The 25,122-nt window shown below is 66.5% G+C and carries 24 protein-coding genes and 1 pseudogene; 6 read left to right on the forward strand and 19 right to left on the reverse strand.

Annotated features, from left to right (window positions below):
• Positions 1-97 precede the first annotated feature (97 nt).
• The 3 genes from QM638_RS03020 (at position 98) to QM638_RS03030 (ending at position 2,809) form a co-directional block, all read left to right on the forward strand.
• Positions 98-835, forward strand: coding sequence for a hypothetical protein (locus QM638_RS03020; protein WP_415140455.1), 738 nt, complete (start codon positions 98-100; stop codon positions 833-835).
• Entirely contained in the window at positions 832-2,055 is a 1,224-nt protein-coding gene (gene fahA / locus QM638_RS03025) for a fumarylacetoacetase (protein ID WP_415140456.1), read from the forward strand. The genes QM638_RS03020 and fahA overlap by 4 nt, the downstream gene beginning before the upstream one ends.
• A 61-nt stretch (positions 2,056-2,116) precedes the next feature.
• Complete coding sequence (locus QM638_RS03030) at positions 2,117-2,809, forward strand: IclR family transcriptional regulator (protein WP_415140457.1); 693 nt, start codon at positions 2,117-2,119, stop codon at positions 2,807-2,809.
• A 100-nt stretch (positions 2,810-2,909) separates the two neighbouring features.
• Here the strand turns inward: QM638_RS03030 and QM638_RS03035 are convergent, their stop codons facing one another.
• Positions 2,910-3,872, reverse strand: coding sequence for an MBL fold metallo-hydrolase (locus QM638_RS03035; RefSeq protein ID WP_415140458.1), 963 nt, complete (start codon positions 3,870-3,872; stop codon positions 2,910-2,912).
• 80 nt (positions 3,873-3,952) lie between these two features.
• Positions 3,953-5,587: an FAD-dependent monooxygenase gene (locus QM638_RS03040; protein WP_415140459.1), complete on the reverse strand. Its 1,635-nt coding sequence runs from the start codon at positions 5,585-5,587 to the stop codon at positions 3,953-3,955.
• 224 nt (positions 5,588-5,811) lie between these two features.
• Between QM638_RS03040 and QM638_RS03045 the strand changes: the two genes are divergently transcribed.
• On the forward strand, positions 5,812-6,378 hold the full coding sequence (locus QM638_RS03045) for a MarR family winged helix-turn-helix transcriptional regulator (RefSeq protein ID WP_415140460.1): 567 nt from the start codon (positions 5,812-5,814) through the stop codon (positions 6,376-6,378).
• Between the two features lie 416 nt (positions 6,379-6,794).
• On the opposite strand, the gene QM638_RS03050 is transcribed toward QM638_RS03045, so the two are convergent.
• Positions 6,795-8,057 (reverse strand): multidrug effflux MFS transporter, encoded by a 1,263-nt coding sequence (locus QM638_RS03050; protein ID WP_415140505.1) that lies wholly within the window; start codon positions 8,055-8,057, stop codon positions 6,795-6,797.
• A gap of 384 nt (positions 8,058-8,441) precedes the next feature.
• Positions 8,442-9,260, reverse strand: coding sequence for an IclR family transcriptional regulator (locus QM638_RS03055; RefSeq protein ID WP_415140461.1), 819 nt, complete (start codon positions 9,258-9,260; stop codon positions 8,442-8,444).
• Between the two features lie 163 nt (positions 9,261-9,423).
• Here QM638_RS03055 and QM638_RS03060 point away from each other — a divergent pair, with 163 nt between their 5' ends.
• Positions 9,424-10,476: an aldo/keto reductase gene (locus QM638_RS03060; protein WP_415140462.1), complete on the forward strand. Its 1,053-nt coding sequence runs from the start codon at positions 9,424-9,426 to the stop codon at positions 10,474-10,476.
• A gap of 141 nt (positions 10,477-10,617) precedes the next feature.
• On the opposite strand, the gene QM638_RS03065 is transcribed toward QM638_RS03060, so the two are convergent.
• From QM638_RS03065 to QM638_RS03110, 10 genes and pseudogenes are all read right to left on the reverse strand, one after another.
• Positions 10,618-11,640: a sugar ABC transporter substrate-binding protein gene (locus tag QM638_RS03065; RefSeq protein WP_415140463.1), complete on the reverse strand. Its 1,023-nt coding sequence runs from the start codon at positions 11,638-11,640 to the stop codon at positions 10,618-10,620.
• A gap of 249 nt (positions 11,641-11,889) precedes the next feature.
• Complete coding sequence (locus QM638_RS03070) at positions 11,890-12,882, reverse strand: phosphotriesterase (RefSeq protein ID WP_415140464.1); 993 nt, start codon at positions 12,880-12,882, stop codon at positions 11,890-11,892.
• A 15-nt stretch (positions 12,883-12,897) separates the two neighbouring features.
• Complete coding sequence (locus QM638_RS03075) at positions 12,898-13,689, reverse strand: SDR family NAD(P)-dependent oxidoreductase (RefSeq protein ID WP_415140465.1); 792 nt, start codon at positions 13,687-13,689, stop codon at positions 12,898-12,900.
• A gap of 49 nt (positions 13,690-13,738) precedes the next feature.
• Positions 13,739-14,482, reverse strand: a complete 744-nt coding sequence (locus QM638_RS03080; RefSeq protein ID WP_415140466.1) for an SDR family NAD(P)-dependent oxidoreductase — start codon at positions 14,480-14,482, stop codon at positions 13,739-13,741.
• Positions 14,483-14,527: 45 nt separating this feature from the next.
• The gene (locus QM638_RS03085; protein WP_415140467.1) at positions 14,528-14,959 is read right to left on the reverse strand and encodes a nuclear transport factor 2 family protein; all 432 of its coding nucleotides are present in this window, start codon (positions 14,957-14,959) and stop codon (positions 14,528-14,530) included.
• Positions 14,956-15,495, reverse strand: a complete 540-nt coding sequence (locus QM638_RS03090; protein WP_415140468.1) for a nuclear transport factor 2 family protein — start codon at positions 15,493-15,495, stop codon at positions 14,956-14,958. The genes QM638_RS03085 and QM638_RS03090 overlap by 4 nt, the downstream gene beginning before the upstream one ends.
• A 10-nt stretch (positions 15,496-15,505) precedes the next feature.
• On the reverse strand, positions 15,506-17,554 hold the full coding sequence (locus QM638_RS03095) for an iron-containing alcohol dehydrogenase (RefSeq protein WP_415140469.1): 2,049 nt from the start codon (positions 17,552-17,554) through the stop codon (positions 15,506-15,508).
• Complete coding sequence (locus QM638_RS03100) at positions 17,551-18,546, reverse strand: ABC transporter permease (protein WP_415140470.1); 996 nt, start codon at positions 18,544-18,546, stop codon at positions 17,551-17,553. The genes QM638_RS03095 and QM638_RS03100 overlap by 4 nt, the downstream gene beginning before the upstream one ends.
• Positions 18,543-19,379 (reverse strand): ATP-binding cassette domain-containing protein, encoded by an 837-nt coding sequence (locus tag QM638_RS03105; protein WP_415140506.1) that lies wholly within the window; start codon positions 19,377-19,379, stop codon positions 18,543-18,545. Before QM638_RS03105 ends, QM638_RS03100 begins: the two co-directional genes overlap by 4 nt.
• 258 nt (positions 19,380-19,637) lie before the next feature.
• Positions 19,638-19,985: pseudogene (locus QM638_RS03110) on the reverse strand (ATP-binding cassette domain-containing protein); the annotation flags it as partial.
• A gap of 352 nt (positions 19,986-20,337) precedes the next feature.
• Between QM638_RS03110 and QM638_RS03115 the strand changes: the two are divergent.
• Complete coding sequence (locus QM638_RS03115; protein WP_415140471.1) at positions 20,338-21,246, forward strand: helix-turn-helix domain-containing protein; 909 nt, start codon at positions 20,338-20,340, stop codon at positions 21,244-21,246.
• Positions 21,247-21,313: 67 nt separating this feature from the next.
• Here the strand turns inward: QM638_RS03115 and QM638_RS03120 are convergent, their stop codons facing one another.
• The 5 genes from QM638_RS03120 to QM638_RS03140 all read right to left on the reverse strand — a co-directional run bounded on the left by QM638_RS03120 (position 21,314) and on the right by QM638_RS03140 (position 25,121).
• Complete coding sequence (locus QM638_RS03120) at positions 21,314-21,742, reverse strand: Rid family hydrolase (protein ID WP_415140472.1); 429 nt, start codon at positions 21,740-21,742, stop codon at positions 21,314-21,316.
• Positions 21,735-22,376 (reverse strand): DUF1989 domain-containing protein, encoded by a 642-nt coding sequence (locus QM638_RS03125; protein WP_415140473.1) that lies wholly within the window; start codon positions 22,374-22,376, stop codon positions 21,735-21,737. Before QM638_RS03125 ends, QM638_RS03120 begins: the two co-directional genes overlap by 8 nt.
• Complete coding sequence (locus QM638_RS03130; protein ID WP_415140474.1) at positions 22,376-23,809, reverse strand: APC family permease; 1,434 nt, start codon at positions 23,807-23,809, stop codon at positions 22,376-22,378. The genes QM638_RS03125 and QM638_RS03130 overlap by 1 nt, the downstream gene beginning before the upstream one ends.
• 173 nt (positions 23,810-23,982) lie before the next feature.
• Positions 23,983-24,315 (reverse strand): hypothetical protein, encoded by a 333-nt coding sequence (locus QM638_RS03135; protein WP_415140475.1) that lies wholly within the window; start codon positions 24,313-24,315, stop codon positions 23,983-23,985.
• A 29-nt stretch (positions 24,316-24,344) separates the two neighbouring features.
• Positions 24,345-25,121: an aldolase/citrate lyase family protein gene (locus QM638_RS03140; RefSeq protein ID WP_415140476.1), complete on the reverse strand. Its 777-nt coding sequence runs from the start codon at positions 25,119-25,121 to the stop codon at positions 24,345-24,347.
• Between the last annotated feature and the right edge of the window lies 1 nt (position 25,122).

A 25,122-nucleotide genomic window follows, 5' to 3' on the forward strand; every position in this document is an offset into this window, starting at 1 on the left:
GCTCGTCGATGACGCAGCCGTGTTCCCGCCCGGCCTCATGTCCCTACGCGATGCGGTCCCAGCCCACGCACTCCACATGGCGTCCACACACCGAGACTTGGTCGGACCGTTCATCCTGACGAGCGCCGCGCTCGCCGAAGCGGCGGCACTGGTCGAGGCGAGCGACTACCCAGATGGCCTGCCGGTTAGTGTCGTGGTGTCCTCCCCCGCAGCGATCACACCGACCCTGGAGGCCGTCGCTGATCCGCGACTTCACCTGGAGGCACTCGAGGTGAAACTGAGCAGCGAGAGCACGATCGTCGAGCAGATCGAACAGATCGCGACGACGACGCCTTCGGGAGTGCCGACCTACGTTGAGATGCCACGCCCTGGCCACCCGGAGTGGCTGCACGGGCTGCGCGCCGTAGCCGAAGGAGGGCTACACCTCAAGTTCCGTACCGGTGGCACGGAGGCTGAGGCATTCCCGACTGAGGACGAGCTCTCCACGTGGATCAAGGACGCCGTTTCGCGCGACATCGCGTTCAAATGCACCGCGGGACTACACAACGCCGTGCGTCACACCGCAGCCAGCACGGGCTTCGAGCACCACGGCTACCTCAACATCCTCCTCGCAGCGCTCGAGGCGCGTCAGGGCGCCGATCTTGAGCGCCTCTCTACGACCCTCGCGGAACGAGATGGGGCCCGTCTTGCCGACGCCTTGCGCGCCGCTGGACACAGGGACGTCATCGCAGCCCGGGCCACGTTCCTTTCTTACGGCTCCTGCAGCATCCATGAGCCCCTCGACGACCTCGCAGCACTCAACCTGCTCGACAACCGCATCTGGGAGAACGCATGACCACGACCAACCCCTTCGCCACGGCCACCTCCTGGGTCGAGGGCGCCACCGGCAGCCTCTACGACCTCGACAACCTGCCCTACGGCATCTTCAGCGATCGCGACACCACCCGAAAGATCGGAGTCCGGATCGGCGACTTCGTTCTCGACGTCACTGCCGCAGCGCAGGCCACCAACCAGCCATTCGCCGATGTGCTCGACAGCGATCGGCTCAACGACTTCATGGCCTCGGGCAAGGACGTGTGGCACCAGGTACGCACCTGGCTCACCACGCTGCTGAGCGACGAAAGCCGCGCCGCTGTCGTCGTTCTGAGGCCGCTGACCGACGTCACCTTGCACCTGCCGTTTGAGGTCGCCGATTACGTCGATTACTACGCATCAATGGACCACGCCACGAACGTCGGCAAGATGTTCCGCCCCGACGGAGATGCCCTGATGCCGAACTGGCGCCATCTCCCCGTGGGCTACCACGGGCGGGCGGGGTCGATCGTGGTGTCCGGCACCGACATCCACCGCCCGGCCGGTCAGCGTAAGGCCCCCGACCAGCCCGCCCCGACCTTCGGGCCCTGTCAGCGGCTCGACATCGAGGCGGAGCTCGGCTTCGTCGTCGGCCGGGCCGTCCCCTTCGGTGAGCGGGTCGGGACCGACGAGTTCGCCGACACCGTGTTCGGGGTCTGCGGCGTCAACGACTGGTCGGCCCGCGACATTCAGTCCTGGGAGTACGTGCCGCTCGGCCCGAACCTGGCCAAGTCGTTCGCGACCTCGATCTCGGCGTGGATCACCCCGCTCGATGCACTCGCGACCGCGAAGGTGCCGACGCCCGAGCAAGAGCCCGAAGTTGTCTCCTACTTGGTCGAGAACCCGCCGATGGGCTATGACATCGCGGTCGAGGTCGAGCTGAACGGCGAGGTTGTCTCACAGCCTCCGTATGCAGCCATGTATTGGTCGCCTGCCCAGATGCTCGCCCACATGACAGTCAACGGAGCTTCGCTTCGCGTCGGTGACTTCTTCGCCTCCGGCACGATTTCTGGTCCCGAGAAGCAACAGTGCGGCTCCTTCCTGGAGCTCTCCTGGGGCGGCAGCGAGCCGTTCACCGCATCCGGCCAGACTCGGACCTTCCTCGAAGACGGGGACGAAGTGGTACTCCGCTACACCGCGCCCGGCGCCCGGCGCCGAATCGCCCTGGGCGAAGTACGTGGCAAGATCCTGCACACAATCTGATGGGCGTTGTGGCGTGATCGAGGCATCCCAGCGACCACGCCACATTGGCAAGGGAGGCTGCATGGAGTCGGCGCCGCCGACCGGTGACGGGTCGCAGACACTCGAGCGGGGGCTCGCGGTCCTGGTGGAGTTGAGTCGTCACGCAGACGGTTTGACTACTGCGCAGTTGGCGCAGGCGTGCAGCCTCCACCGTTCGATCACAAACCGCCTACTGGTCTCGCTGCAGCGGACTGGCTTCGCAGAACGCGACAGCGCCGGTATTTACACGGTTGGCCCGACCGCCGCCACCATCCTACGTAACTCGCGCCCCCAACTACGAGAGATCGCATTCCCGGTCCTTCGGCGTTTGGCTCGACGGGTTGATGCAACGGCGTCTTTGGTGGAGGTGATCGAGGCTCACGCTGTCACCACCCTCATCGCAGAGCCCCAGACTCAGGGGCCCCGGTTCACCTACCGGTTGGGCAACCGGGACCCACTCGACCAGGGGGCTGGCGGTATCGCGGCGCTCGCCTCGGGGCCCGCGCAAGCCGGCGAGCCCGCGCGCGTTGCCGATGCACGGGCCAGCGGCCTTGTCATCACCCACGGGGAGCTGAACCCCGGCGCCTACGGAGTCGCGGCGCCTCTTCCGGGCTGGGGCACGAGGGCCGCCATCAACATCGTGACGAATCGCCCGGAGGTGGCGGCGCTCGCTGAGTCTGTCATTGGGGCGGCCGCGGCAGAGATCGTCGCGCTTGCCCCCGACCTGTCGCCGTAATCCAGCTGATGCCGGGATCACGGTCCAATCACGCACCGACATGACAAGTGCCGGTTGGCTTCCCGAGGGAAGCCAACCGGCGCTTGCCTTGCCGTGGATCTCAGTCCTGAAGCCGGTCCCAGATCTCTCGGTCGCGCTCAGCGGTCCAGATGACCGGCCAGTCGATGCCCGCGAGCTCGTCCCAGGCGCGCGAGACGTCGAAGGGCAGGCAGTGCTCGAAGATCGGCCAGTGACCGAACTTCGGGGACAGCGCCGCGTGGACGGCCTCGAAGGCCTCCTTGAGGGTGCCACCTCGGGTCTGGACCGCGCGGACCTCCTCGATCATGGTCGTCAGGAACCCTCGGGTCTGCTCGATCGCCGCCTTGACGGCCTCCGGACCACGCGCGACGGCGCCGCGACCGCCGACGAGCTGCTCGGCGCCGAGCGAGGCAAGGTTGTCGAGGGTGCCGGTCGACCACTCCTGATGGAAGGCGTCGCCGGTGTAGAGCGCAGCCTGAGCCTCGACGAGGTCGCCGGCGAACAGGATCTTCTGGCGCGGAAGCCAGGCGACGATGTCACCGGCTGTGTGGCCGCGGCCCACATGCTGGAGCACGAGGTCGCCGCGGTCACCGCCGAGGTCGATCGTGAAGCGGTCGCTGAAGGTGGCCGTCGGCCAGGTCAGGCCCGGGATCGACTCCGGCTCCTTGAACAGGCGCGGCATACGACCGTACTCAGAGGCCCAGTCCTCCTTGCCGCGCTCTGCGATCAGCTCGCGAGTCTTCTCGTGAGCGATGATGACCTCCGCGTCGAAGGCGCTGGCGCCCAGGACACGGACAGCGTGGTAGTGCGAGAGAACGAGGTAGCGCACCGGCTTGTCGGTGTACTCGCGCAGCTTGGCGAGCCAGTCTCGAGCAGCGACCGGCGTGGCCAGCGCTTCGAAGCAGACGATGAAGTCCTCACCCTCGATGGCGCCGAGGTTCGGGTCGCCCTCGGCGGTCAATGCGTAGACCCCGTCGGCAAGAACCTCGAGTGTCTGCTCTTTGGCGGCCGTGTCGGCCGAGGACGCGAACGGCTTGGTAGCCATGGAACCCTCCTTGATCCCGGAATGCGAGTCCGGGTTGATGGACTTGATGGAAACTGTGTGCTGACGACTTCGAACGAAGCTCAGAAACCGAGGACGCGGCGGAGCGCCGCGGTGATGGCGCCCTGATCAGAGCCACTGACCACGGCGGCGACGTAGGCGTCGGGCCGGATGATCCACGCCTCGCCGGCGCGCATCCCGAGTACCTCGCGTACGTCGGCCTCGACATCGAGCTCGTCGACGACGATCGCCCGGACCGGTGCGTCGGTGGCCTCCTTGGCGGCACGCTCGATGGTGGCGAGGACGTCAGCGCCGGCGGCCAGGATGCTCAACCCGCCACGCACAAGTTCGCGAAGCCGAGTGACCTGGGGCAGCTCGGGAATGTGCAAACCCAGATCGGGCAGGAGCACACCCGGCGCCGGCGTCGGCGTGTGACCCCGCTCGGGCCGGCCCGCGAAGGGGCGTGCGAGGTCGGGCGTGGTCAGCGGAGAGTCGACATACCAGAAGGGCTCAGCGAACCGTCCCGAGTCAACACTCGCAGCAACAACGGGATCTGCTGCGGCCTCCTCCAGGATCCGCGCCCGCTCGCGGTGCTCCGCCTCGTCTTGCGGGACCAGGAATCGCATCGTGGCACCCGTGACCGCGATGTTCTCCCGCGTCGCAGCCATGCGCTCTGCGTCGTAGCTCTCCAAGAGCCCGGGGCCACCCCAGCCACGCAGCATGAAGTCGAGCTTCCACGCGGCGTTCTCCGCGTCGAAGACACCGGTGTTCAAGCCGCGCGCGCCGAAGGGTGAGACGAGGTGCGCGATGTCGCCGGCCAGCAGGACGCGTCCGAGCCTCATGCGGTCGGTGTGTCGGCTGTGAAAGCGATAGAGCGACTTCCACACGATCGTATAGGGACGGTCCCCTACAATCTGGCGGATGCGCCGGTCCAGGCCACCGCTCTCCTCATCGATGTCGAGGTTGTAGTCGGCAGGGACCTGCCAGTCGATACGGAAGGTCGAGTCGGGGCAGGCGTGGATGAGCACCTGACGACCCGGGTTCCACGGCGGATCGAAGTAGAAGCGGCGCTCAGTCTCCCAGCCCGGGATCTCTGCGCGAATGTCGCAGATCAAGAACTTGTCCGAGAACGATTCCCCGTCGAAGGAAAGACCGAGGTCAGCCCGGATGACGTCGCTTCGAGCCCCGGTCGCCAAGACAACATAGGCACCTGGAACCTCGATCGGGCCGCTGCTGGTGGCGAAGGTTGCAACCACGCCGTCCTCGTCTTGGGTGACCCTGTCCAGCGAGTGACCCCAGATAGTCGTCACCCCGAGATCGGCCAGCGCCTCGTCGAGACGTTCCTCCGTCCGTTCCTGGCCGATGTTCACAAACGCGGGGAAGCTGGAACGACCGCGGTCCTGGAAGCGCCACGAGGCGATCTCCCGGTCGCGATAAAATGTCCGCGCTGTTTCCCACGTGACGCCTTCACACGCCAGTGCCGCACCGACGCCCACGGTCTCCCAGACGTCGAGTACGTCGCGCGCTTGGCAGATCGCCTTGGACCCAACCGGGTCCCGCTCCGCTCGCGCATCGAAGAGCAGCACCTGATGCCCCGCGCGCCGCAGCAACGCCGCAGCGGTCTGACCGACCGGTCCCGCACCGACCACAACGACGGGAGTCTGCCCCGAAGCGGACTCACCCCATCCACTCGCACCGTGCGAGAGCACCGAACCCACTGCGCCTCCTCAATTGTGACGCTCGGCCACTCAGTGGCCTTCGGCGGCCACCGCGCAACATCAGTTAATGCTTTAATTGTCTCCTACGATAGACGTGCCCCCGATCACTCGTCAACCGATCAGCAGGCCCGTAGCGAGCCGACGCCGGCGAACAAATGAGCCGCGTCGGCGGCGCGTCATGGCTTAATCAGTGAGCGGACCGACGGCCGTCGTAAAGTGTCGCCATGGAGATTGCGACCGCCGCAGCCGCCGATGCGAACGCGGTGCCGGCAGACGACGGTGCCGACCCGTTCCTCTCGTTCGTCGACGTCGCCGTCGCCGACATCACCGCGCGGGAGCCGAGTCTCGACGAGGAGTCGATGCGCTTGGTACTTCTCCTGCACCGAGTGACCAATTCGATCGTCTACGACCTCGAGTCGACGGTGCATCGCCCCGCCGGATGGACATGGGCAGCATTTCGGCTGCTCTTCACGCTATGGGTGACTGGACCCGTCGATTCGAAGACCGCGGCGTCCACCTCCGGGATGAGTCGCCCTGCTGTGACCGCGCTCGTACGGACCCTGGAGCGCGATGGCCTCATCCAGAGACTCCGTGATCCGAACGACGGTCGGAGCGTGGTCATCACCCTTACAGCCAAGGGTCATCGCCAGATGAGCGAGACCTTCCGTCAGCACAACGAGCGCGAGCGCAACTGGATGAGCGCCCTGTCCGGCGACGAGCGCCAGGCACTCATGTCTGCCCTCACGAAGCTGTCGGCAGCCGCACACTCGGACTGGGTCAGCCGACGGTAGGCACCGTTAACCCCGTGAGAGCGACTCTGGAAGCACTCGGGGATGACCAGAGCCTCCATCAGACCCGGGGCGACTCCGATGCATGGGCAGCCGCCTCTTCGAGGCTGTAGTCGCAGAACTCTGCCCCGGCACAGGCATAGCCCCCGATAGTCGGGGAAGGCATAGTGGAACGCGTCGCCGTCCAAGTGAGGCGTCACTGACCGCCAGGCTCCACTTGAGCCGAACCAGCCATGCAGAGCCGTGACCGGATAGTCGCCGATCCCAACGCTAAGTACGGAGCTGTGGCCGGTCGTCATCTGAACCTCCGTTGCACAGCACGTTGACCTGACATACTTTATAGAGATAGACGATTATCGAACAGAATGTTCACTCAGTGAGTTGTCGTGTGAGCGCGATCGTACGAGCCATGCATCACCTCAGCTGGCGTTGACCGGCTCGACGCCACCACTCGAGTCTCCGTCGCTGTGCGAGATGCTCGCCAAGAGCAGCCCGATGGCGCAGCAGGCCAACACCACGGCCGCGACAGCGACGGCCTGGTTGGCAACCGCCCCGACGAGGACGCCGACCACTGCCCCTGAGCCGTACTGGCCGAAGCCAAACCACGCGCTGACAGCGCCGGCCCGCGTCTTGTTAGGCCCCAGGGCGACGGCCATGCCGTGCGGTCCGGCCCACCCGTGACCTGTGGTGATGAGGAAGAAGCCGGCCAAAAGCACGGGAAGAGTGCTGGTGGCCGCCGCGGCCGCCACGAGCAGCCCTCCGACCAGTGCGATGAAGACGCCGATTCGCAGGCACCACGTGCCGGACAACCACCTGCCGAGCAGGCGCCCGACCCAGGCGCCCGACGCAAGACCAGCAGCGTTGATGCCGAAGTCGATGCTGAAGTGCAGGGAGCTGAGTCCATACTCCTCTTGGAGCAGGAAACTCGAGGTTCCGAGGTAGGCGAACAATGAGCCCGAGGTACAGATGACCGGGCCTGCGCCGGCCCAGAATGCACGATCAACCAAGACGTCATGCCCCACGATCGATGCTCGCCCAGTGAGTCGCGCGCTGGCGGGATGGCTTTCTGGGAGGTCTCGAACGACTGCGGTCAGCAGAATGAGTCCGATCGCGCTCAAGACGACGAAGATGGTGCGCCAGTCCCATACGCGGGCGACGCCAGCGCCGATGATGGGAGCGAAGACGGGCGCCGCTGCCATCGTCGTGGTGATCCAGCCCAGAGCACGTAGCAGTTTCGAGCCGCTGAAGATGTCTCGGGCGACCGCCCTGGTGACGGCGGCCGCCGCACCGGCACCGAAGCCCTGGATGACTCGGACGACGATCATGGAGGTCACATCGCCGGTCAGAGCGCAGATCAATGACGCGACCGAGAACACGGACAGGGCGCCCAGCAGCACGGGGCGGCGGCCGAGCCGGTCGCTCAATGCACCAAGGAGCAATTGCCCGGCAGCGAGGCCAATCATGCAGGCGGTGATCGTCGCCTGGGTAGCGCTGCGACTTGTGTCGAGCGCCTCCTGGACATCGGGAATGGCCGGCAAGTACATGTCAAGCGAACATGCGCCGAGCCCAGTCATCGCCCCGAGCACGAGGATGACCCTCGAAGCCGACCGGGGCGCAGGCGCTTGCGGCGGCGCTTCGGACGGAGCGAGCGTTTCGCGAGACGACTCATGCATCGTTGCCATCAACCAGCTTTCAGCCACGCACCGCGTTCGGCTTGAGCCAGGCCGAACGCGATTCAGTTAAATATTTAATCGATTCGAGAGTAGGCGCGACACTCCCCGACCGTTAACGACCACTCACCTGCGCCCAGCCACACCCTGTCGTGACCGCCAAGCTCGCCAGCCGCCCAGGGGGCAGAAAGGAGAGCCGGCAGGTCGCCCGCTCCCCCACCCTCCGCCCCAGCTCGAAGCCGCGACGGCGCGGCCAGCACCAACCCACGTAGAACCACGCAGTCGGGTCACGCGGCCGGCACGCCAAGAGCCGGACCCGTGAACGCGCTGATCCCGACAGATCGCGCTTCAGTCACTCGTGGCGCGAGGGGATGCGTCGACAGCAGACCTTGTCAGTCAGGTTCGAAGCTGCCCCGTCGGCTTGAGGCCGAACCCTGCCTCTTGCCGCAGTGTGGCCTCAATCCGGCCCGCGACCTCGATGAGCGCATCAGCGACACGCTTCTCAGTCAGCGAGTCACCGAGCCACACCGCGCTGACACTCGCGCTTGCGTACGACTCGGACTCGTAGACAGGGACTGCCACGCCAGACACCCCCGCAAACAGCTCGTTCTGACTGAAGGCGTAGCCGCGCTTTCTCGCGCGAGCGATCTCGGCGCGTTCGTTCTCGCGGGGCGGGTTGGCGGCAAGTATGGCCAACCCGGCAGCCGAGGTGTTGAGGTCGTGGCGAAGTCCGCGGCTATAGGCAAGATGCATGTGCGAACGAGTCGGCTGCTGCACGATTGCGGCGAACGCCTCCTCGCCATTGCGGATTGTCAGGGCGCACGTGGCCTCGAGCTCGTCCGCAAGCAGCTGGAGCTCTTCGCTGGCGACAGCCTGAAGCTGCGAGCGGACATTCGACGCGAGTGCGACCAGGCCGAGCCCGAGAGCGTACGTGCCATCCGCACGCCTCTCGATGAGCTGCGCCGCCTCCAGCGGGCGAAGCATCCGGTAGACGCCGGCACGGTGGGTGTCCATTGCTGCCGAGATCGCAGAGACCGTCAGCCCGTCAGCGTGATCGGCGAGCAGAGCAAGGACCCGCAGCCCTCGCTCGAGTGTCTGCGAGCCGCCACTGCCGGATCCCGCCGGGCTTTCGGCCGCAGTGCTGGCCGTGGCCCGCGGTTCAGCTTGGCGATCGTCGTGGAACCGCTCGACTCCGCGCACACTCCTAGATGCCATTTCCTCACTCTATCTATGTTCAGGTGCCACTTGACCACGACGCGGATCGCCTGGAATCGCGCCGTTCTGCGGCTTCGACGGTCGACGTTGGCGTGGACAGGTAGTACAGTGCTGTTGATTAAAGGTTTATCGATCTGGTAGCGTGCGTCAGATAGGGTCAGCGATGGACTACATCCTCCTCGGACGGAGCGGGCTCAAAGTCTCCGAAGTCGCCTTAGGCGGCATGACATTCGGACTCGCCTGGGGAAATCAGGGCGTCGATGCCGCCGAAGCCACCGAGGTGATCCGCGCCTTTGCAGAAGCCGGCGGCAACTTCCTTGACACCGCGAACACCTATACCGAGGGCGAGAGCGAAGAGATCATCGGCGATGCCATCGCGCATGAGCGCGACCGGTGGGTCGTGGCATCCAAGTTCAGCGGCAGCCGAGGCGTGCTCGCGGATCGAGGTTTTCGGGCTCACGTGAACTCTGGCGGCAATAGCCGCAAAGCAATGCTCACTGAGGTGGAGTCTTCGCTGCGCCGACTCAAGACCGACCGGATCGATGTCTTCTACGTGCACTTCTGGGACTTCACCACCTCGCCCGAAGAGGTGATGCGTGGACTCGACGACCTCGTCCGGGCGGGGAAGATCCTCTATCCAGCATTCTCGGATACGCCTGCATGGGTGGTCTCTCAAGCCAACACCCTGGCCGATCTGCGCGGGTGGGCGCCCGCGGTTGCACTCCAAGTGGAGTACTCGCTCTTGGAGCGATCTCCTGAGCGCGAGCTGTTCCCCATGGCAGCAGCACACGACCTTGCGATCGTTCCGTGGCGCATCCTTGCAGGCGGACGCCTCGCAGGACCCGGTACCGCGAATCTGTCGAGCGACGTAGCAGCACCCGATGAGCGCGAACTAGCCATCATCCGAGAACTCCAGACAGTAGCAGCCGAAAGAGGGCTCACGCCGGCAGAGGTAGCTAACGCGTGGGTGCGCTCGCGTCGGCACTGGGCACCGGTGATTCCGGTGGTCGGCGCCCGCACTGCTGCGCAGCTGCGCACCAACCTGGGAGCTCTCTCGATCGGTCTCGACCAGGCACACCTGGACCGGCTGACACGGGTCAGCGACATTCCGCTCGGCTTTCCGATGCAGATGATCACCAGCCCCGACATCCGGGCGCTGACCACTGGCGGCATGGCCGCGAGAGTTCGCAGTCATCGCCCCGGGTCCCCTTTCTGATAGGCGTGTGTGGGCCGCCGAGCTGAAGCGCTCTGCGGCCCACACGATTGACGCATTCCCCTGTCCCGGACCAGGCCGCCTTGAATCCCTCTCGGTGGGTTCAACCGGTACACGGCCCAGGACACGAGTCGTAGATCGGCCTTACTCGTACTGGCCGCGGAAGTCGCCGAGGGTGGCCTTCGTGCTGAAGAACGGCAGGCCCGGTGCGGCTGCCGGCGGGTTGTTAGCGGGAAGCTTGGGGTCCTTGATGTGCGCGATGATCGACTTCGCGGCAACCTCGCCCTCGTAGACCGGGAAGAACGCGATCTCGCCGTAGTAGGTGCCATTGGCCACCTGCTCGTATGCGTACTTCGTGCCGGCATAGCTAACGAGCTGGATGCCCTTGCCCTTGACGGCCTGCTGGATGCCCTTCATGAGCGGATCGGCCGACAGGATGACGTTGACGTCCGGGTTCGCAGCCATGACGTCCTGCGCGGCCTTGTAGCCGCTGTTCGAGTCATAGCCGCCGGCGTAGACGGTCTTGAGCAGGTGGTTGTCGGTACCAGCGGCCGCGAGCGCGTCCTTCGAACCGTTCTCGAACTCGGTTTCCACCGCGAACTGCGGGAGCCCACCGACGCGTGCGACATTGCACGGCGAGATGTTCTTGGCCTTGCACGCCTCGACGGCAAGCTCGCCGGCCTTCTTGCCGACCGCCGCGTCATCGGCCACGACCGCGCCCGCCTGGCCCTTGATCTGCGGCTTCGTGGAATAGGGATCCGAGCCGATCGGCGAATCCACGTTGAAGACCTGGATGCCCGCCTTGATTGCCTGGTTCACCGCCGCGACGAGACCGGTGGCGCTGTTCGGGAAGATCACCAGGCCCTGGTAGCGGCCGGAGGCGACGGCGTTCTGGATCGCCTGGACCTCCTTGGTAACGTCAAAGCCGACCTCGATGAACGAGGCGGTCACACCATCGACCGACTTGATGCCTGAGTAGATCGCGGTCTGGAAGCTCGTTCCCTTGGAGCCGATGTAGGCGATGTTGTACTTGCCGTCCGACGAAGAGCCGTCCGCACCGGTCGAGCCGTTCGATCCGCAGGCGCCGAGCATCGCCACTGCCATACCGCCGGCCGCGACCAACGATGCCGTCCTCAAGACGCGGCCCATCCGCTTGCCATCGTTCACTGGTTCTCCTCAGTTCGTGCCGCACCACCCAGCGTGGCGCGTGTCACACTGTACGATAATTGTGCAGTGGTGAACAGATGTTGCGACAGAATATGCAGGGATGTGCTGGCGTCGATAACTGTGGCTTGGCCGGAGCGCGGCGAAGCGACACGGTTGCCGCAAGCCCAGGGATCCGAAATAGCCAGCCGCGCCCTCGCTCGGAGATGAGCGCGGGCGCCGACATCGCGGTACGAGGGAGCCCGGCCGGGGTCAGGATTCCTCGCACTGGCGGGATCTCAGGAGCCGTTGTGGATTCTCGCGCAGGATCGTCTGCGTCACGACCTCGGCAAGACCGCGCTCCGCGAACTGCGGCAGGGCGTAGTCGAAGATCCAAGTCGGGCACCAGTTGGGCCATAGCCTTGTCCGCTCAGTCGGACTGTACTTCGTCACCATCACGTGCGAGTCGTGGGAGATCACCACACTATCGGCGTACCCCTGATCGATGAGTGAGCAGACGAGGTCGATACGTTCCGCGTCCGACGCCGTCCGGTCGAAGCCGAACTGGTCGATGCCGATCGAGGCACCCGCATCCATCAGCTCGCGCAGGTAACCCTCATCGCCGGCGTTGTCGCAATGCCCGATCAGCACCCTGCTCGCCGGCACGCCCAGATCCGTGAGCAGTGTCAGCTGGTCGAGTCCTGTCCGTGCCGGAGCGTCGGAATGGGTGAAGATCGGTACGCCGGTGCGGCCGTGGGCCTCTGCTGCCGCCTCGATGACACGACGCACCGCCGGACCGATCCCGCGCGCGTCCGAGCTGACCTTGATCACCCCGGCCTTCACCGCGGTGTTAGCGATACCGCTCTCGATCTCGGCGACGAAGAGCCCTGGAAGCGGATCCGAGTGACCGGCCATGCCGAGTGCCCCATCGGCGCCCCGGGACTCGAAGTAGGAGGCCAGCTGATCCATCGTGTAGTAGCCCGTCGCCGCCACGATGTGGACAGGCGTCCTGGCAGCCACGTCGATGACGCGGCTGATCGAGCGCCCCAGTCCCATCACGGTGAGGTCGACCATGGTGCCCACACCCGCGCGTTCGACCGCGCGGAACTGGTCTGCGGCCCGTCGCTGGCCATCGGCCTCGTCCCATGCCAGTCCGGGGAAGTTCTCCTCGAGCTGCGGATCCGTCACGAAGAGGTGCTCGTGGGCCAGGACCGTGCCCAGCTCCGTGCACGGAACCGGACCCCGAACGGTGTTGATCTGACACATCGCGGCGCCTCGCTATCAGTAGCCCGAGTACGCGGCGAAGCCGCCGTCGATCGTGAACTCACCGCCCGTGGTGAAGGACGAGTCGGGTCCCGCGAGGAAGATCGCCAGTGCTCCGACGTGTCCCGGCGTGCCGGTCGTGCCCAGCGGGATGCTGGCGAGGAGCTGATCGATCGGGTTCGTACCGTCGGCACCCCGCATCATGCCCGAGTCGATCCCCCACGGGTGGATCGAGTTGCAGCGGATCCCCTCGGGAGCGAGGTCCACGGCCGCCGTCTTCGTCAGACCCCGGACCGCCCACTTGCTCGAGGTGTAGGCGCCGAAGCCGGGGGTGGCAGCGAAGGCCTCGCCGGAGGACAGGTTGATGATCGAGGCACGCTCCGAGGCCCGCAGCAGCGGCACCATCGACCGGATGCCGAGGAAGGTCCCGGTCAGGTTCACGTCGATCACACGGCGGAAGGTCGCCGGTTCCAGCTCGTCGAGCCGCGCCGTGACGTGCAGGATCCCAGCGTTGTTGACGAGCACGTCGAGACGATCGGTACCATCGCGAAGCATGGCGACCAGGTCGTTCCAGCCGTCCTCGGAGGTCACGTCCTGCTCGACCAGGCCGACATCGCCACGGTCGGCGAAGGACGCGGCCAGCCGCTCGATGCTGATGTCGGTCACGACGACGGCGTACCCGGCGTCGTGAAGCGCGAGCGCGATGCCGAGGCCGATGCCGCCGGCACCGCCCGTGACCAGCGCCAGCGGGTTGCGGGCGGCGGCCGAGGCGAACGCCTGGTCGAGGTTGCGGGTGTTGCTGAGAGTCATGTGTTGCTCATGTTCCTTAGGGATGGGCGGATGAATCAGCTCGATCTCGTCAGTCGACCTTGTAGGCCGAGAACCCACCGTCGACGTAGAAGATCTCGCCGCACACGAAGGAGGCCTCCTCGCTCAGCAGGAACCCGACGGCCGCAGCGACCTCCTCCGGGGTGGCGAGGCGCTTCATCGCGTGCGCGTCGGCGATCCGCTGCTGGTCGATCGCGCCGATCCGGCTCAGCTCCGCCACGAGCGGCGTCGCGATGTAGCCGGGGGCGACGGCATTGACCCGGACGCCGATCGGCGTCCACTCCACCGCGAGGGTCTGGGTGAGCGAGTGGATCGCGGCCTTCGCCGCAGCGTAGGCCGCCCGGCGAGGCACGGCGAAGCGGCCCGCGATCGAGCCGATGTTGACGATCGCACCTGGAGCACCGTCGAGACTGCGCACCAGGGCCTGACTCCACATCAGGGTGCCGTCGACGTGGACGGCCATCATGGTGCGGAAGTCCTTGATGTCGAGGTCGACCGAATCGCCCTTGGCGACGATGCCGGCGGCGTTGACCAGCGCGTTCATCGGCGGAAGAGCCGCCGAGATGGCAGCGGCCGCGTCGGCGACGCTCTCGGCGCTGGTCACGTCGCAGGCGAAGACGCCGACCCGGTCGCCGTACTCGGCGAACTCATCCGGGACACCCGGGGGCTTCAGATCGACCAGCGCGACGTGCGTCGCGGCGTCACGGTCAAGCAGCTTGCGAGCGAGGGCCAGGCCCAGACCGCCGGTGCCACCGGTGATGACGGTTGTCTTCACGCTTTCACTCGTTCCTTCTCTCGAGGACGCTCCGGGCCAGCGGCCTCAGGAACCGTCCAGATCCAATACCTTGTCGAGGTGGTTCACCATCCGGCAGATCCGCCAGCCCACGGGCGTTGGGCGCACGGTGAACCGGTAGGTCCCACTCGACGCCGGCGCCCACCGAGCGCCCCGGAGCACAAGCAGGAAGTACACGTCGACCTCGTACTCCCCCGCAGCGTTCACCGACGAGAGCTCGTTGGTGAACAGGTGCCGCGTGCGGACCTCGCTGCGCATCGAGCCCTCCAGCATCGAGAGGACCGCGGGCAGTCCCTGGCTGCTGAACCACTCGCCCCCCTCCGCAACGAACTCCAAGCGGACATCGTCGGTGAAGAGCTCGCCGAGCGCAGCCGAGTCCTGGGCATCGAACGCCCATGCATAACGGCGTACGACGAGCAGCGCGGACTCCCGGGAGGTGCCCTCGGACGACGAACTCACGACAGCACGCCTGCAGGAGCGTCGAAACCGCTGTCAATGTGGGTGATCAGCCATCCGCCGTCTCGTCGCACTAGGTCGACGCGGTAGAAGCCCGCCGCGGCGAGTGACTGCGTCGCCCCGCCCGTCGTGAACAACAGCATGGTGAAGAGCACCTGCGCGTTCTCCGGCCCAGGGCGCAGGACGCGCTCGTTGACGACGGCGTGCCGTCGCTGTTCGAGCTGGGCCTCCAGCGCCTCGGACATCCAGGCGAGCACCGCCGGCCGGCCGGAGTGGGTGAGGCCGGCGTCGTCCGGGCCCACCACCACCGTCCAGGTGACCTCCTCGGCGAAGATCTCCGTGACCGCCGGCAGGTTCCGATCGTCGTAGGCCCAGACATAGCGGTGGATGGCATCCATCACCGCCGCGGCATCGCGCGACTCCTCGACTCCCCACTCGCCGGCCGCTACGCCGTCGACTGTGGTGAGGCCGCGCCGGTACGCCCAACCCGGGGCCGCGAGCGCGTCCGAAGGACCCGTGTTACTCAGTGCTTCGGTCACGGCAGGCTCCTCAGAAGATGCACAGCGGATTGACGGGCGATCCGGTGGCACCGGGCACCTTGAGTGGGCTCATGGTGAAGAAGAATCGCCAACTCTTCTCCTGCGCGCAGGCGTCGGCCAGCTCCTCGACGCCGATGTTGTCCACCAGGACGAGGCCCATCCGGGCGATGCCGATCTGGTGGAGGGGGGAATCGAGTTCCGGATGGGTGGACGGCAGTCGCTCGAAGCAGTCACCGCCGTACAGGGATATCTCCTTCTCGTGCAGCCAGGAGATGCAATCCACGCCCAGTCCCGTGCGCAGGTCCGGAGCCTCGGTCCCCAGCACTGCTTCGCGCGCCGCCAGACCGGTACGGACCACAAGCGCGTCACCGGACTCGATCTCGACGCCCGCCCACGCGGCGGCACGGTCGAGATCGGCACGTGTCACGGTCTCTCCGCGCTCCAACCAGGGACGACTCTGACTCGCCGCGACGTCGAGCAGCACACCTCGGGTCGCGGCCCCGCGACCAAGCGGCAGGACGGATCCGAAGGTGAGTCCGTCGCGGGCCATCACCTCGCTCCAGGGCCGGTCGTTGTAGGTGAGCCCGTTGTAGCTCACGTGCGCCAGCGCGTCGACGTGGGTGATCTCGTACCCGTGGGGCTCGACGACGAACAGATCGGTCGACGTCGTGCCGCTCTCCCGCCAGAGCATCCGGTGGACGCTCGGCCGCGGCTTGTGCGCCGTCGATCCGAACGAGAAGTCGTGCCCGGTCGCGACGACGCGGCCGCTGCGGATCAGCGCCGCGGCGGCGATCGTCTTCTGCGGCGTGATGTAGTTCAGCGTCCCGAGCTCGTCGTCCGCGCCCCACCGCCCTGCGTTCGAGACGGACTCAGCAAGCGTCGCCGCGTCCATCGGTGCGGCGACATCGGTCTCGGCGCGCTCCTCGACCGGCCGGCAGCGCCGCAGGATCTCCACCATCAGGCTGTGGTCCAGGCCGGTGGCACCGGCACCCCGTCGCGCCGCCTCCTCGAGTGCCTCGTCGGGGAGCTCGTCGACGGTGAAGCGCTGCGGAAGGCCGAGAGCCTTCACGAGCTCCTCGAGTGCCTTGGCCAGGACCGGGCTGTCGGCGTCGGGATCCAGGCCCAGCGCCGTACGCAGAGGAGCGAGTCGCCGCCGGGTTGCGGGGGATGCCTCGTAGTAGCGCACGACCTGCGGGAGGATGACACAGGAGGTCACGCCGTGGGCGATCCCGTTGGCGGCACCCACCGCGCGACCGAGCTGGTGGCTCAGCCCCGAGGCGGCGCGCCCTGGTGCTGTGTAGGACTTCCACGCGGCGACCTGGGTCGCTCCGCGCCTCGCGAGATCGGCGGGCTCTGCGATGCCTGCCGGAAGCAGGGTGAAGAGCTCGGCGGCACCGACCACCGCGAGGGACCGCGTGAGCGGGTCGGTGTCCGGGTGGGCCAGCCCCTCAATCGCGTGGTCCAGGGCACGCACACCGGTCGAGGTCCACAGGCGCCGCGGGGTCTCCGAGGTGAGCTCGGGATCGTAGATGACGGCCCAGGGCAGCATCGAGGGGTGGTATGCCCCCTCCTTCTGCCCCGAATCGTCATCGGTGAAGCCGCCGCCGCCGCCCAGCTCGGCACCGCCGAGCGTCGTCGGCAGGCAGATGGCAGGCACGGCCGGCCCGGTCGGCGTGGCGCGAAGCATCGCCCACGCCTCGGCGACGTCGGCGGTCTCGATGGCCGGGTCGGTCGCAAGCCGTGCGGCGAGCTTGGAACCGTCGATCACGCTTCCGCCCCCGAGGGCGATCACCACATCGGCAGCCTCCGACCGGACGTCGCGAGCGACCCGGATGACATCCGAGAGCGGTACGTGCGCAGTGATGGTGGCGATCGGACCGGTGGCACCGCTGACCTCGACCACCCGCGCGAGCGCGCGCGAGTCGAGCAGGGACCGCGTCGTGACGATCTTGGGTCTGACCCATCCCTCCTCTCGGAGGATGTCGGCCAGCTGATGCGCGCAGCCGGGCCCGTAGAGGATGGGGTCGGGCAGGCCGACCTCGGCCCTCTTCGCGATCATCCGTTGGACTTTCCGCTCCAGGCGTCGATTGCGACGGCCACGAGGATCACACCGCCCTGGACAATCTGGGAGTAGAGCGGGTTGAACCCGAGCAGGTTGAAGCCGTTGTTGATCAGGACCAGCAACAACACACCCGCGGCCGCACGCCAGATCTCACCGTTACCGCCGTAGATGCTGACCCCACCCACGACCACGGCCGCGATCGGCATCAACAACAGGTTCGAACCCGCGTTGGGATCGGCCGAGGAGACCTGCCCGGCCGCGACGATACCCGCCAGCCCCGCAGCACCACCCGAGATCGCAAACGCCGCGACCTTCACGAACACCACATTGACACCCGAGAGCCGAGCCGCCTCCGCGCTTCCACCCGTGGCATACAGACGCCGCCCGAACTTGGTGTAGCGCAACGTCAGCGTCAACGCGACCGCCAGCACCAACAAGATGTAGACCGGGAAGTCCAGACCGAACAACTGATTCTGCCCCAGTTGGGTCAAGAAGGTGCTCTCGATCAACACCGGGGTGCCGTCGGTGAGGATGACCGCAAGACCCGCCAGCAGGAACGAAGTCGCCAACGTCGCCATGAACGCATTGATCCGACCCAACGTGACCAACAGGCCGTTACACACACCGATCGCGATCGCGGCCACTGCACCCACCACCAGACCCGTGAGCCCATCGACGTGCTTGGCGGTCATCGCAGCCACCAACCCGGCCACCGAATAGGTCGACCCGACCGAGAGGTCGAACTCACCGGAGATGAACACCATCGTCACACCACACGCGATGATGCCGACCAGCGCACACTGACTCAACACGTTGGTCAGGTTTGTCGTCGTCCGGAAGCTGTCGTTACTCACCGCGAGCGCGACGATCAATACCGCGAGCACGACGAGCACTGCATAGTCGCGCAGGGGCGCCAAGGAGAGTCTGCGCTTCCCCGGGATCGGCGTCATCGCGGAAGGCTCAGCCGTGGCGGCTACGGGGTGGGTCATGATGGGTCCTCTGCATTTGCAAACGAAGTTGTCGCCTCAAGTTGGGCAGGACTGCCGAACGCGGCCTGGAGAATCTCTTGACGGCGAGTCAGGTCGGCGTCGAACTCGCCGGAGACCTGTCCTCCACGGATAACCAGCACCCGGTGGGAAAGACTCAGCAACTCCTCGAGTTCGGAGGAGATCAAGATGATCGAAGCGCCACGACCGGCCAAGTCGTTGAGGATCTGCGCGATCGCGTGCTTCGCACCGATGTCCACGCCACGGGTCGGCTCATCGGCGATCAACACCCGCGGGGTCTCCAAGAACCACCTCGCGAACAACGCCTTCTGCTGATTCCCACCAGAAAGCGCACCCACCGCGATCCTCGGAGTCGCAGCCCGCACATCGAACTGCCTCATCAACCCGGACACCGTCGCACGTTCTTTGCGCCGGCTCACCACCACGCCGGTGGAGACCTTGTCCAGATGCGCCAAGGTGATGTTCTGCCCCACCGGCCGCGTCAACGCCAGACCATCGATCTGACGCGACTCCGGAATCATCGCGATGCCATGCTTGATCGCGTCCGCGGGCCGCTTGATCCGCAGCTGCTCACCATCGAGCGTCACCACCCCGGCGTCAGCACGATCAGCCCCGAAGATCGCCCGCGCGATCTCGGTCCGCCCGCTGCCGACCAGGCCCGCAAGGCCGACGATCTCACCCGCGCGGACCTCGAGGTCCACACCACTCAACACCCCACGCCGCGACAGATCCCGCACCTGCAACGTCACCGGAGCATCGGGCGCGGGCGCCGCGACCTTGGGCGGGAACACCGACTCCAACTCACGCCCCAACATGCCCTGCACCAACGTGGCCGGCGTCTCCTCGGTCGCGTCACTGGTCCGCACCAGACGACCCTCCCGCAAGATCGTCACCCGATCAGCGAATCGGACCACCTCAGCCAGGAAGTGGGTCACGTACACGATCGTGCGATGCCGATCACGCAATTGCGTCAACAACCCGAAGAATGCCTCCGCCTCCTCGGGAGCAAGAGCAGCAGTGACCTCGTCGAGCACCAACAACTCGACATCCCGAGCCAACGCACGCAAGATCTCCACCCGCAACTGCTGAGCCGGCCGCAGATCACCAGCCCGAGCCCGCGGATCGATCTCGAAACCAGCCAGCTCACAGATCTCGGCATACCGCATGAACGCGGCCGACCTGCTCCGCAGCACCGCAGCACCCGGCTCACGATTGAGAAGAACATTGTCCAGGACCGACATTTCCGGAACCACCGTCCGCTCCTGGACCACCATCGTGATGCCATGCCGCAACGCGTCACGCGGCCCGCGAAACCGAACCTCCGACCCCGCCACCTGCATCGACCCGCGCGTCGGACGATGCAGACCAGCAATCACCCGACCCAACGTGGACTTCCCCGCCCCGTTCTCCCCCACCAACGCATGGAACGAATCACGCTCCACCGTCAGATCAACCCCGCTCAGGGCGCGAGAGCCACTGAACTCTTTATCGATGCCTCTCAGCTCAACGTGCGCAACCACTGACGCGTTCCCTTCTTGAAGACCAGCCGCCATGCCGGAAGGACGAGCCTTATCCAGGCGTAACGTGGCTCACAGCGTAGCGCGCGCCGTGCGGTATGTGAAGATGATAGTACAAATAACGTCACATAGGCGTAGCATGGTAGACGAGACCACGTGGCAGGGGCGGGGCCGGAGGCCACCGCTCCAGTCGGCGGACACGGTCGACTCCCGGGGCATGCAAGCGGTTTGCGGCGATCCTCGAGGAGGTAGCGGGTTGGAGAAGGTCAAGATCGCAACGCCCGCGGAGTGGGAGCACTTCGTGAGCGCGCACTACTACCCCGTGAGCCTCGACCGGATCGCACCGGACTTCGTCGCCCTCGGGCGGTTCGCCGATCTCGGGCACGGAGTCAGGCTGGTCCAGTTGCAGACCGGAGAGTCCGGCTTCAAGCGCACGCGCCGCCAGATCGACGACTCCCCCTCGGGTGATCTGCTGTTCCTCATGCAGCTCGGCGGACACGCATGCTTGGAGCAAGACGGCACGCAGGTCGTCGTCGGCCCGGGTGAGGCCACGTTCTTCGACCCTACGGTGCCTTACGAGGGTTTCGCTCGCGGCCCCCAGACGCAGGTGGTGACCATCGTGCCCCGGCGCGAGATCCTCCGGTCGAGCCGCGTTGCGGTCCCCCTGCAGGTGCACAGCATGCAGTCCACGCTGGTGCGGATCTTCCACCACCTCACCCGCGAGGTGGCCCCTGACTTCGAGCCGCACGCTGCTCAGAACCAGGGCCTGGCACGGGCAGCGATCGAACTCATCGCCGGAGTGCACCAGGGTGGCGAGGCGCTCGACTCGCCGGGCTACCACGCCTCCGAGCGCAGCCGGGTCGAGGAGTACATCCGCCAGCATCTGGGCGACAGCACTCTGACCACGGCGAGCATCGCAGCCGCCAATGCCATGTCGGTGCGGCATCTCTACGACCTCTTCGCACCGCACGACTCTCCCGGCACCTTCGTGCGCCGCGAACGGATGCGGCATGCCGAGCGGGAGCTGTGCGACTCCGCGACGGCCACCAGCATCGCCGAGATCGCCGTCCGCTGGGGCTATCGTGACGCCTCGAGTTTCTCGCGGGCCTTCGTCCGAGTCACGGGCAGAAGTCCCACGGCCGTCAGGACGACCAAGCGGTCGTGACCCGTCGGCGGTGCCTCGACGCGATCTTGCGAGGCGACGACCGCCGACGGTGCTCACGGCTCGGAGCTCAGTCTTCGACGTGCGCGACGACGACGATCTCGACCCGCATCGCGGGAATGCCGAGGTTCTTGACGCCGATACAGGTCCACAACGGCTTGCGGTCGGGCATGTGCAGACGCATCTGTTCGACCATCAAGGTGTTGCTGTAGAGCAGTCCCCCACCGTCGCGCTCGTCGGGCACGTGGTAGCTCGTGATCGAGTACACCTCGGACCAGGACGCCCCGACGGAGGCGAGGGTGTGGCCGATGTTGACGAACGTGGTCGCGATCTCCTCGTCCACGTCGGCCGGGAAGGTGCCGTCGCCCCGGCGCCCCGTCTGCCCGGAGACCTCCACCCTCTGACCGATCCGCACGGCCTGGACCATGTGGTAGTTCGCGAAGCCCTCCTCGCCGTAGCCTGGCGTGACCGCGAAGGCCGGCACGATGGACTCAGACATACTCTGCAACGCCTTCCTCGGATCCCGCATCCTTCTCCGCCCAGATGTCGACCCGGTGGGGCGTCGACTTCCCGCCGTTGACGTCCTCCGAGGGGTAGGGGCAGCAGACCAGGATCCAGTACAGCTCCTGCTCCGCGCGAAAGGTGATGCTGTCGCCGGCCTTACTCACCGGTGGGCCGCCGGTGATCGAACCGTCGGTGTGGTAGGCACGAGCCGCGAACAGGTTGGCAGCAGTCGTCTGCTGGAACGTCGTCGGGTCGAGGCCGAGCTCGAGCATCCCCTCCGACACGATCTCGACACAGCCGAGCTGATCGACACCGGCCTTGATGTTCACCGCACGGGTGCAGCACCCGCCGCCGAACAGGTGCTTACCCGCGGTGTCCTCGACGATGGTCCAGATCGGCTCGACAGCGCTGTCGACCAGCTGGTCACCCACGCTGAGGGCCCAGCGAGCGTTCACCATCGCGGTCAGACCCATCTCCTGCGGACACTGATCCTGCACACTCCAGGCGAAGAAGTCGGCGATCTGAGCGCCCTCGACATCGGTGACACGCAGGGTCTGGCCGACACGGAGCCGACCGGCGGCGTACGAGCCGGGCTGGATGGTGTGGCTGGCGATCGGGTCGTTGCTCATCAGACCTCCTCGGCGGTCATCACGGTGGCATCCACAGCGCGGTCGGCGTCCGTCGCCACCTGGCCACGACGAGGAAGTGTGGTGGCGATGAAGACGAGCGCGATCGCGCCGAAGACGATGCCGGCAAAGATCTCACCGGTGTGCGTGCTGTGCGTGATCGAGTAACCGGCGACGGCCACCAGGAAGGCGATGACGACGATAGCCGGGACGATGATCGCCGGTCGCTTGAAGCGGACCGCGGCCACGATGCCGGCGACCGCGATGGCGACGTAGGCGACGCTCCAGGAGTACACCATGAACGAGGTGAAGTTGAGCGTCACACCGTACATGCCCTGATTGCTGAGCAGGAGGTAGGTCGCCATCAGGACGAATGCGACGCAGCTCATCACACTACCGGCGAGGGCCGGAGTGCGGTGGTGGGGGTGGATGCGACCGAGGACCCGGGGAAGGTAACCGTCGCGGCTGGCGGTCGCCACGACCCGCGAGGAGTCGTTGATATAGGCGATCAACGCCCCGCCCAGCGAGACCGCCATGAGCAGGTCGGCCGGGAAGCCGGCCCACGGAACGCCTCCGACCTTCGCCAGGATGTGGAGCGGTGATTCGCCCGCCATCAGCTGGTCCGAGTGCTGGGCGAGGACCGGGACGGTGATCACAATGGAGATCAGCGAGGCGACCGCCAGGGCGGCGACTAGCGCGTTCACGACAACCGGAAGGGTCCGCTGGGAGTTCTTGGTCTCGCGGGCCAGCGCGGTGAGACCCTCGAAGGCGACGAATGTGCCGAAGCCGATCACGACCGTGGGGACGAACGTGGTCATCGAGAAGCCCTTGAGCTGGAGCTGGGGAACGATGTCGACGCCGCGGTTGATGACCACGGCTCCGAGGATCAGCAAGACGAACGGCGCAACCAGGAAGCTCAGGACGATCGAGGCGTTCACGGACACGGAGACGCCCTGGCGCTGCAGGAGGCTGCACGCGGCCAGGATGACCGCGGCCAGGATGATCTGGACCGAGAGCGGGATCTCCGGCATGCCGATTCCCTGGAGCGCACCCATGCCGAAGTAGAGCACCGTGGACAGGTAGCTGGTGATGGCGCCGGCGTACCCGACGGTGAGGGCGGCGCCACCGAGCCGGCCGGCGTGGTTACCGAGCTCGAGGCGCAGGTACGACATCAGCGAGCCGGAGACCAGGTACTTGCGGGCGAATCCGACGATGATGATCGACAGGACACCGATCGCGGCGGCGGCCAGGGTCAGACCGAGCCAGGCCGCGTTGCCGGCGCCCATGGTGTAAGCACCGGCCGTTCCCAGGCACGCGGGCAGTCCGAGCGCTGCGAAGCCATACCAGAGAGCCTGGCCGAGAGAGATCTTCGCGGCGGCCAGCGCCGGCCCGTCGCCCGGCGCGTCCGACGCGGGCAACTCCTTAACAGTGGACATCTGCAAACCCTTACTTCTGAGCAGTTCATCAGGTCCGAGCTGCTCCCTTGCAGCCGCGGTTAGCTGCCAAGTCAAAGGCTGGCCCTCACGTGAGGCAAGACACATCGGACTGACTTCACGTCAGGGAAACAAAGGCTGCCGAATCTGCACGGCCCCTGCAGAATCTGCCGCTCTCAGGCCGGCAGATCGCGCTCGGTCTCGGCCGCGTCGATCACCACATCCACGAAGGAGAGGTGCTGGACGAGCACGCCCGGAGCCATGTCCCGGAACGCCTCCGTGCGAGCGTCCGACACCATGTAGGCGGCCTCGAGGGCCTTGAAGTCCTCACGATCTCCGGGCGCGCTCACCGCCCACACGAACTGGTGCCTGTCGCGGTCGAGATAGGCGAACTCGACCTTGAAGCCGCCGAGAGTACGGATCCGCGGCAGGCTTCGCGACCACCAGGCGACGTAGCCGTCCTCGGTGCCGGGCTCCAATTCGTAGCGGCGCAACTGGATCGTCTTCATCCGGATCTCCTCGTTCGATGTGTGCGCGATCAGTAGCTGCTCGCCGGGCCGTCCACGGCGCCGATGAATCTGGTTGCGAGCGCCTCCGAACCCCTCGCGAGCATCGCGACGTCGGCGCCGACCAGGACAAAGCGCGCGCCGGCGGCAAAATAGCCGTCAGCGGCGATCGGGTCGAACGCGTTGACCCCGACCGGCGTCCCGGTGTCGAGCACTCCGGCGAACGCCCGCTCCACGGCGGCCTTCACCTCCGGATGGGTCTGCTGCCCCAGGAGGCCCATCGAGGCCGCCAGGTCGGAGGGACCTACGAAAACGCCGTCGATCCCGTCTACCGCCGCGATCTCAGCCGCTGCATCGACCGCGGCCGCGGTCTCGACCTGAACCAGGACAGAGACGTGGTCCGCAGCGTTGGCCAGGTAGCCCTCGACGCGATTCCAGCGGGCCGAGCGGGCAAGTGCCGACCCGACTCCACGACGGCCGCGTGGTGGATAATGCGCGGCCTCGACGACGGCGTGGGCCTCGGCCACCGAGGAGACCATCGGGACGAGGATCGTTTGGGCACCGAGGTCGAGGACCTGCTTGATCGTCACCGGATCGGCGACCGGGATGCGGACCACCGGTGTCACGTCGTACGCCGAGACGGCGTGCAGTTGGGCGAGCACGGACTCCAGGCCGTTCGGAGCGTGCTCCATGTCGATCAGGAGCCAGTCCAGCCCACTGCCGGCAGCGATCTCCGCCACGATCGGGCTACCGCTGCACACCCACATGCCGGCCAACGGACGTTCTGTCGCCGCGAGCAGGTCGCGCATG

The sequence above is a fragment of the Nocardioides sp. genome, from assembly GCF_047606145.1.
GTDB lineage: Bacteria > Actinomycetota > Actinomycetes > Propionibacteriales > Nocardioidaceae > Nocardioides.

Coding starts and splice junctions, on each gene's coding strand:
- fahA (WP_415140456.1), top strand. CDS start 832: ATGACCACGACCAACCCCTTCGCCACGGCCACCTCCTGGGTCGAGGGC.
- QM638_RS03030 (WP_415140457.1), top strand. CDS start 2,117: ATGGAGTCGGCGCCGCCGACCGGTGACGGGTCGCAGACACTCGAGCGG.
- QM638_RS03035 (WP_415140458.1), bottom strand. CDS start 3,872: ATGGCTACCAAGCCGTTCGCGTCCTCGGCCGACACGGCCGCCAAAGAG.
- QM638_RS03045 (WP_415140460.1), top strand. CDS start 5,812: ATGGAGATTGCGACCGCCGCAGCCGCCGATGCGAACGCGGTGCCGGCA.
- QM638_RS03050 (WP_415140505.1), bottom strand. CDS start 8,057: ATGGCAACGATGCATGAGTCGTCTCGCGAAACGCTCGCTCCGTCCGAA.
- QM638_RS03055 (WP_415140461.1), bottom strand. CDS start 9,260: ATGGCATCTAGGAGTGTGCGCGGAGTCGAGCGGTTCCACGACGATCGC.
- QM638_RS03060 (WP_415140462.1), top strand. CDS start 9,424: ATGGACTACATCCTCCTCGGACGGAGCGGGCTCAAAGTCTCCGAAGTC.
- QM638_RS03070 (WP_415140464.1), bottom strand. CDS start 12,882: ATGTGTCAGATCAACACCGTTCGGGGTCCGGTTCCGTGCACGGAGCTG.
- QM638_RS03075 (WP_415140465.1), bottom strand. CDS start 13,689: ATGACTCTCAGCAACACCCGCAACCTCGACCAGGCGTTCGCCTCGGCC.
- QM638_RS03095 (WP_415140469.1), bottom strand. CDS start 17,554: ATGATCGCGAAGAGGGCCGAGGTCGGCCTGCCCGACCCCATCCTCTAC.
- QM638_RS03100 (WP_415140470.1), bottom strand. CDS start 18,546: ATGACCCACCCCGTAGCCGCCACGGCTGAGCCTTCCGCGATGACGCCG.
- QM638_RS03105 (WP_415140506.1), bottom strand. CDS start 19,379: ATGTTGGGGCGTGAGTTGGAGTCGGTGTTCCCGCCCAAGGTCGCGGCG.
- QM638_RS03120 (WP_415140472.1), bottom strand. CDS start 21,742: ATGTCTGAGTCCATCGTGCCGGCCTTCGCGGTCACGCCAGGCTACGGC.
- QM638_RS03125 (WP_415140473.1), bottom strand. CDS start 22,376: ATGAGCAACGACCCGATCGCCAGCCACACCATCCAGCCCGGCTCGTAC.
- QM638_RS03130 (WP_415140474.1), bottom strand. CDS start 23,809: ATGTCCACTGTTAAGGAGTTGCCCGCGTCGGACGCGCCGGGCGACGGG.
- QM638_RS03135 (WP_415140475.1), bottom strand. CDS start 24,315: ATGAAGACGATCCAGTTGCGCCGCTACGAATTGGAGCCCGGCACCGAG.
- QM638_RS03140 (WP_415140476.1), bottom strand. CDS start 25,121: ATGCGCGACCTGCTCGCGGCGACAGAACGTCCGTTGGCCGGCATGTGG.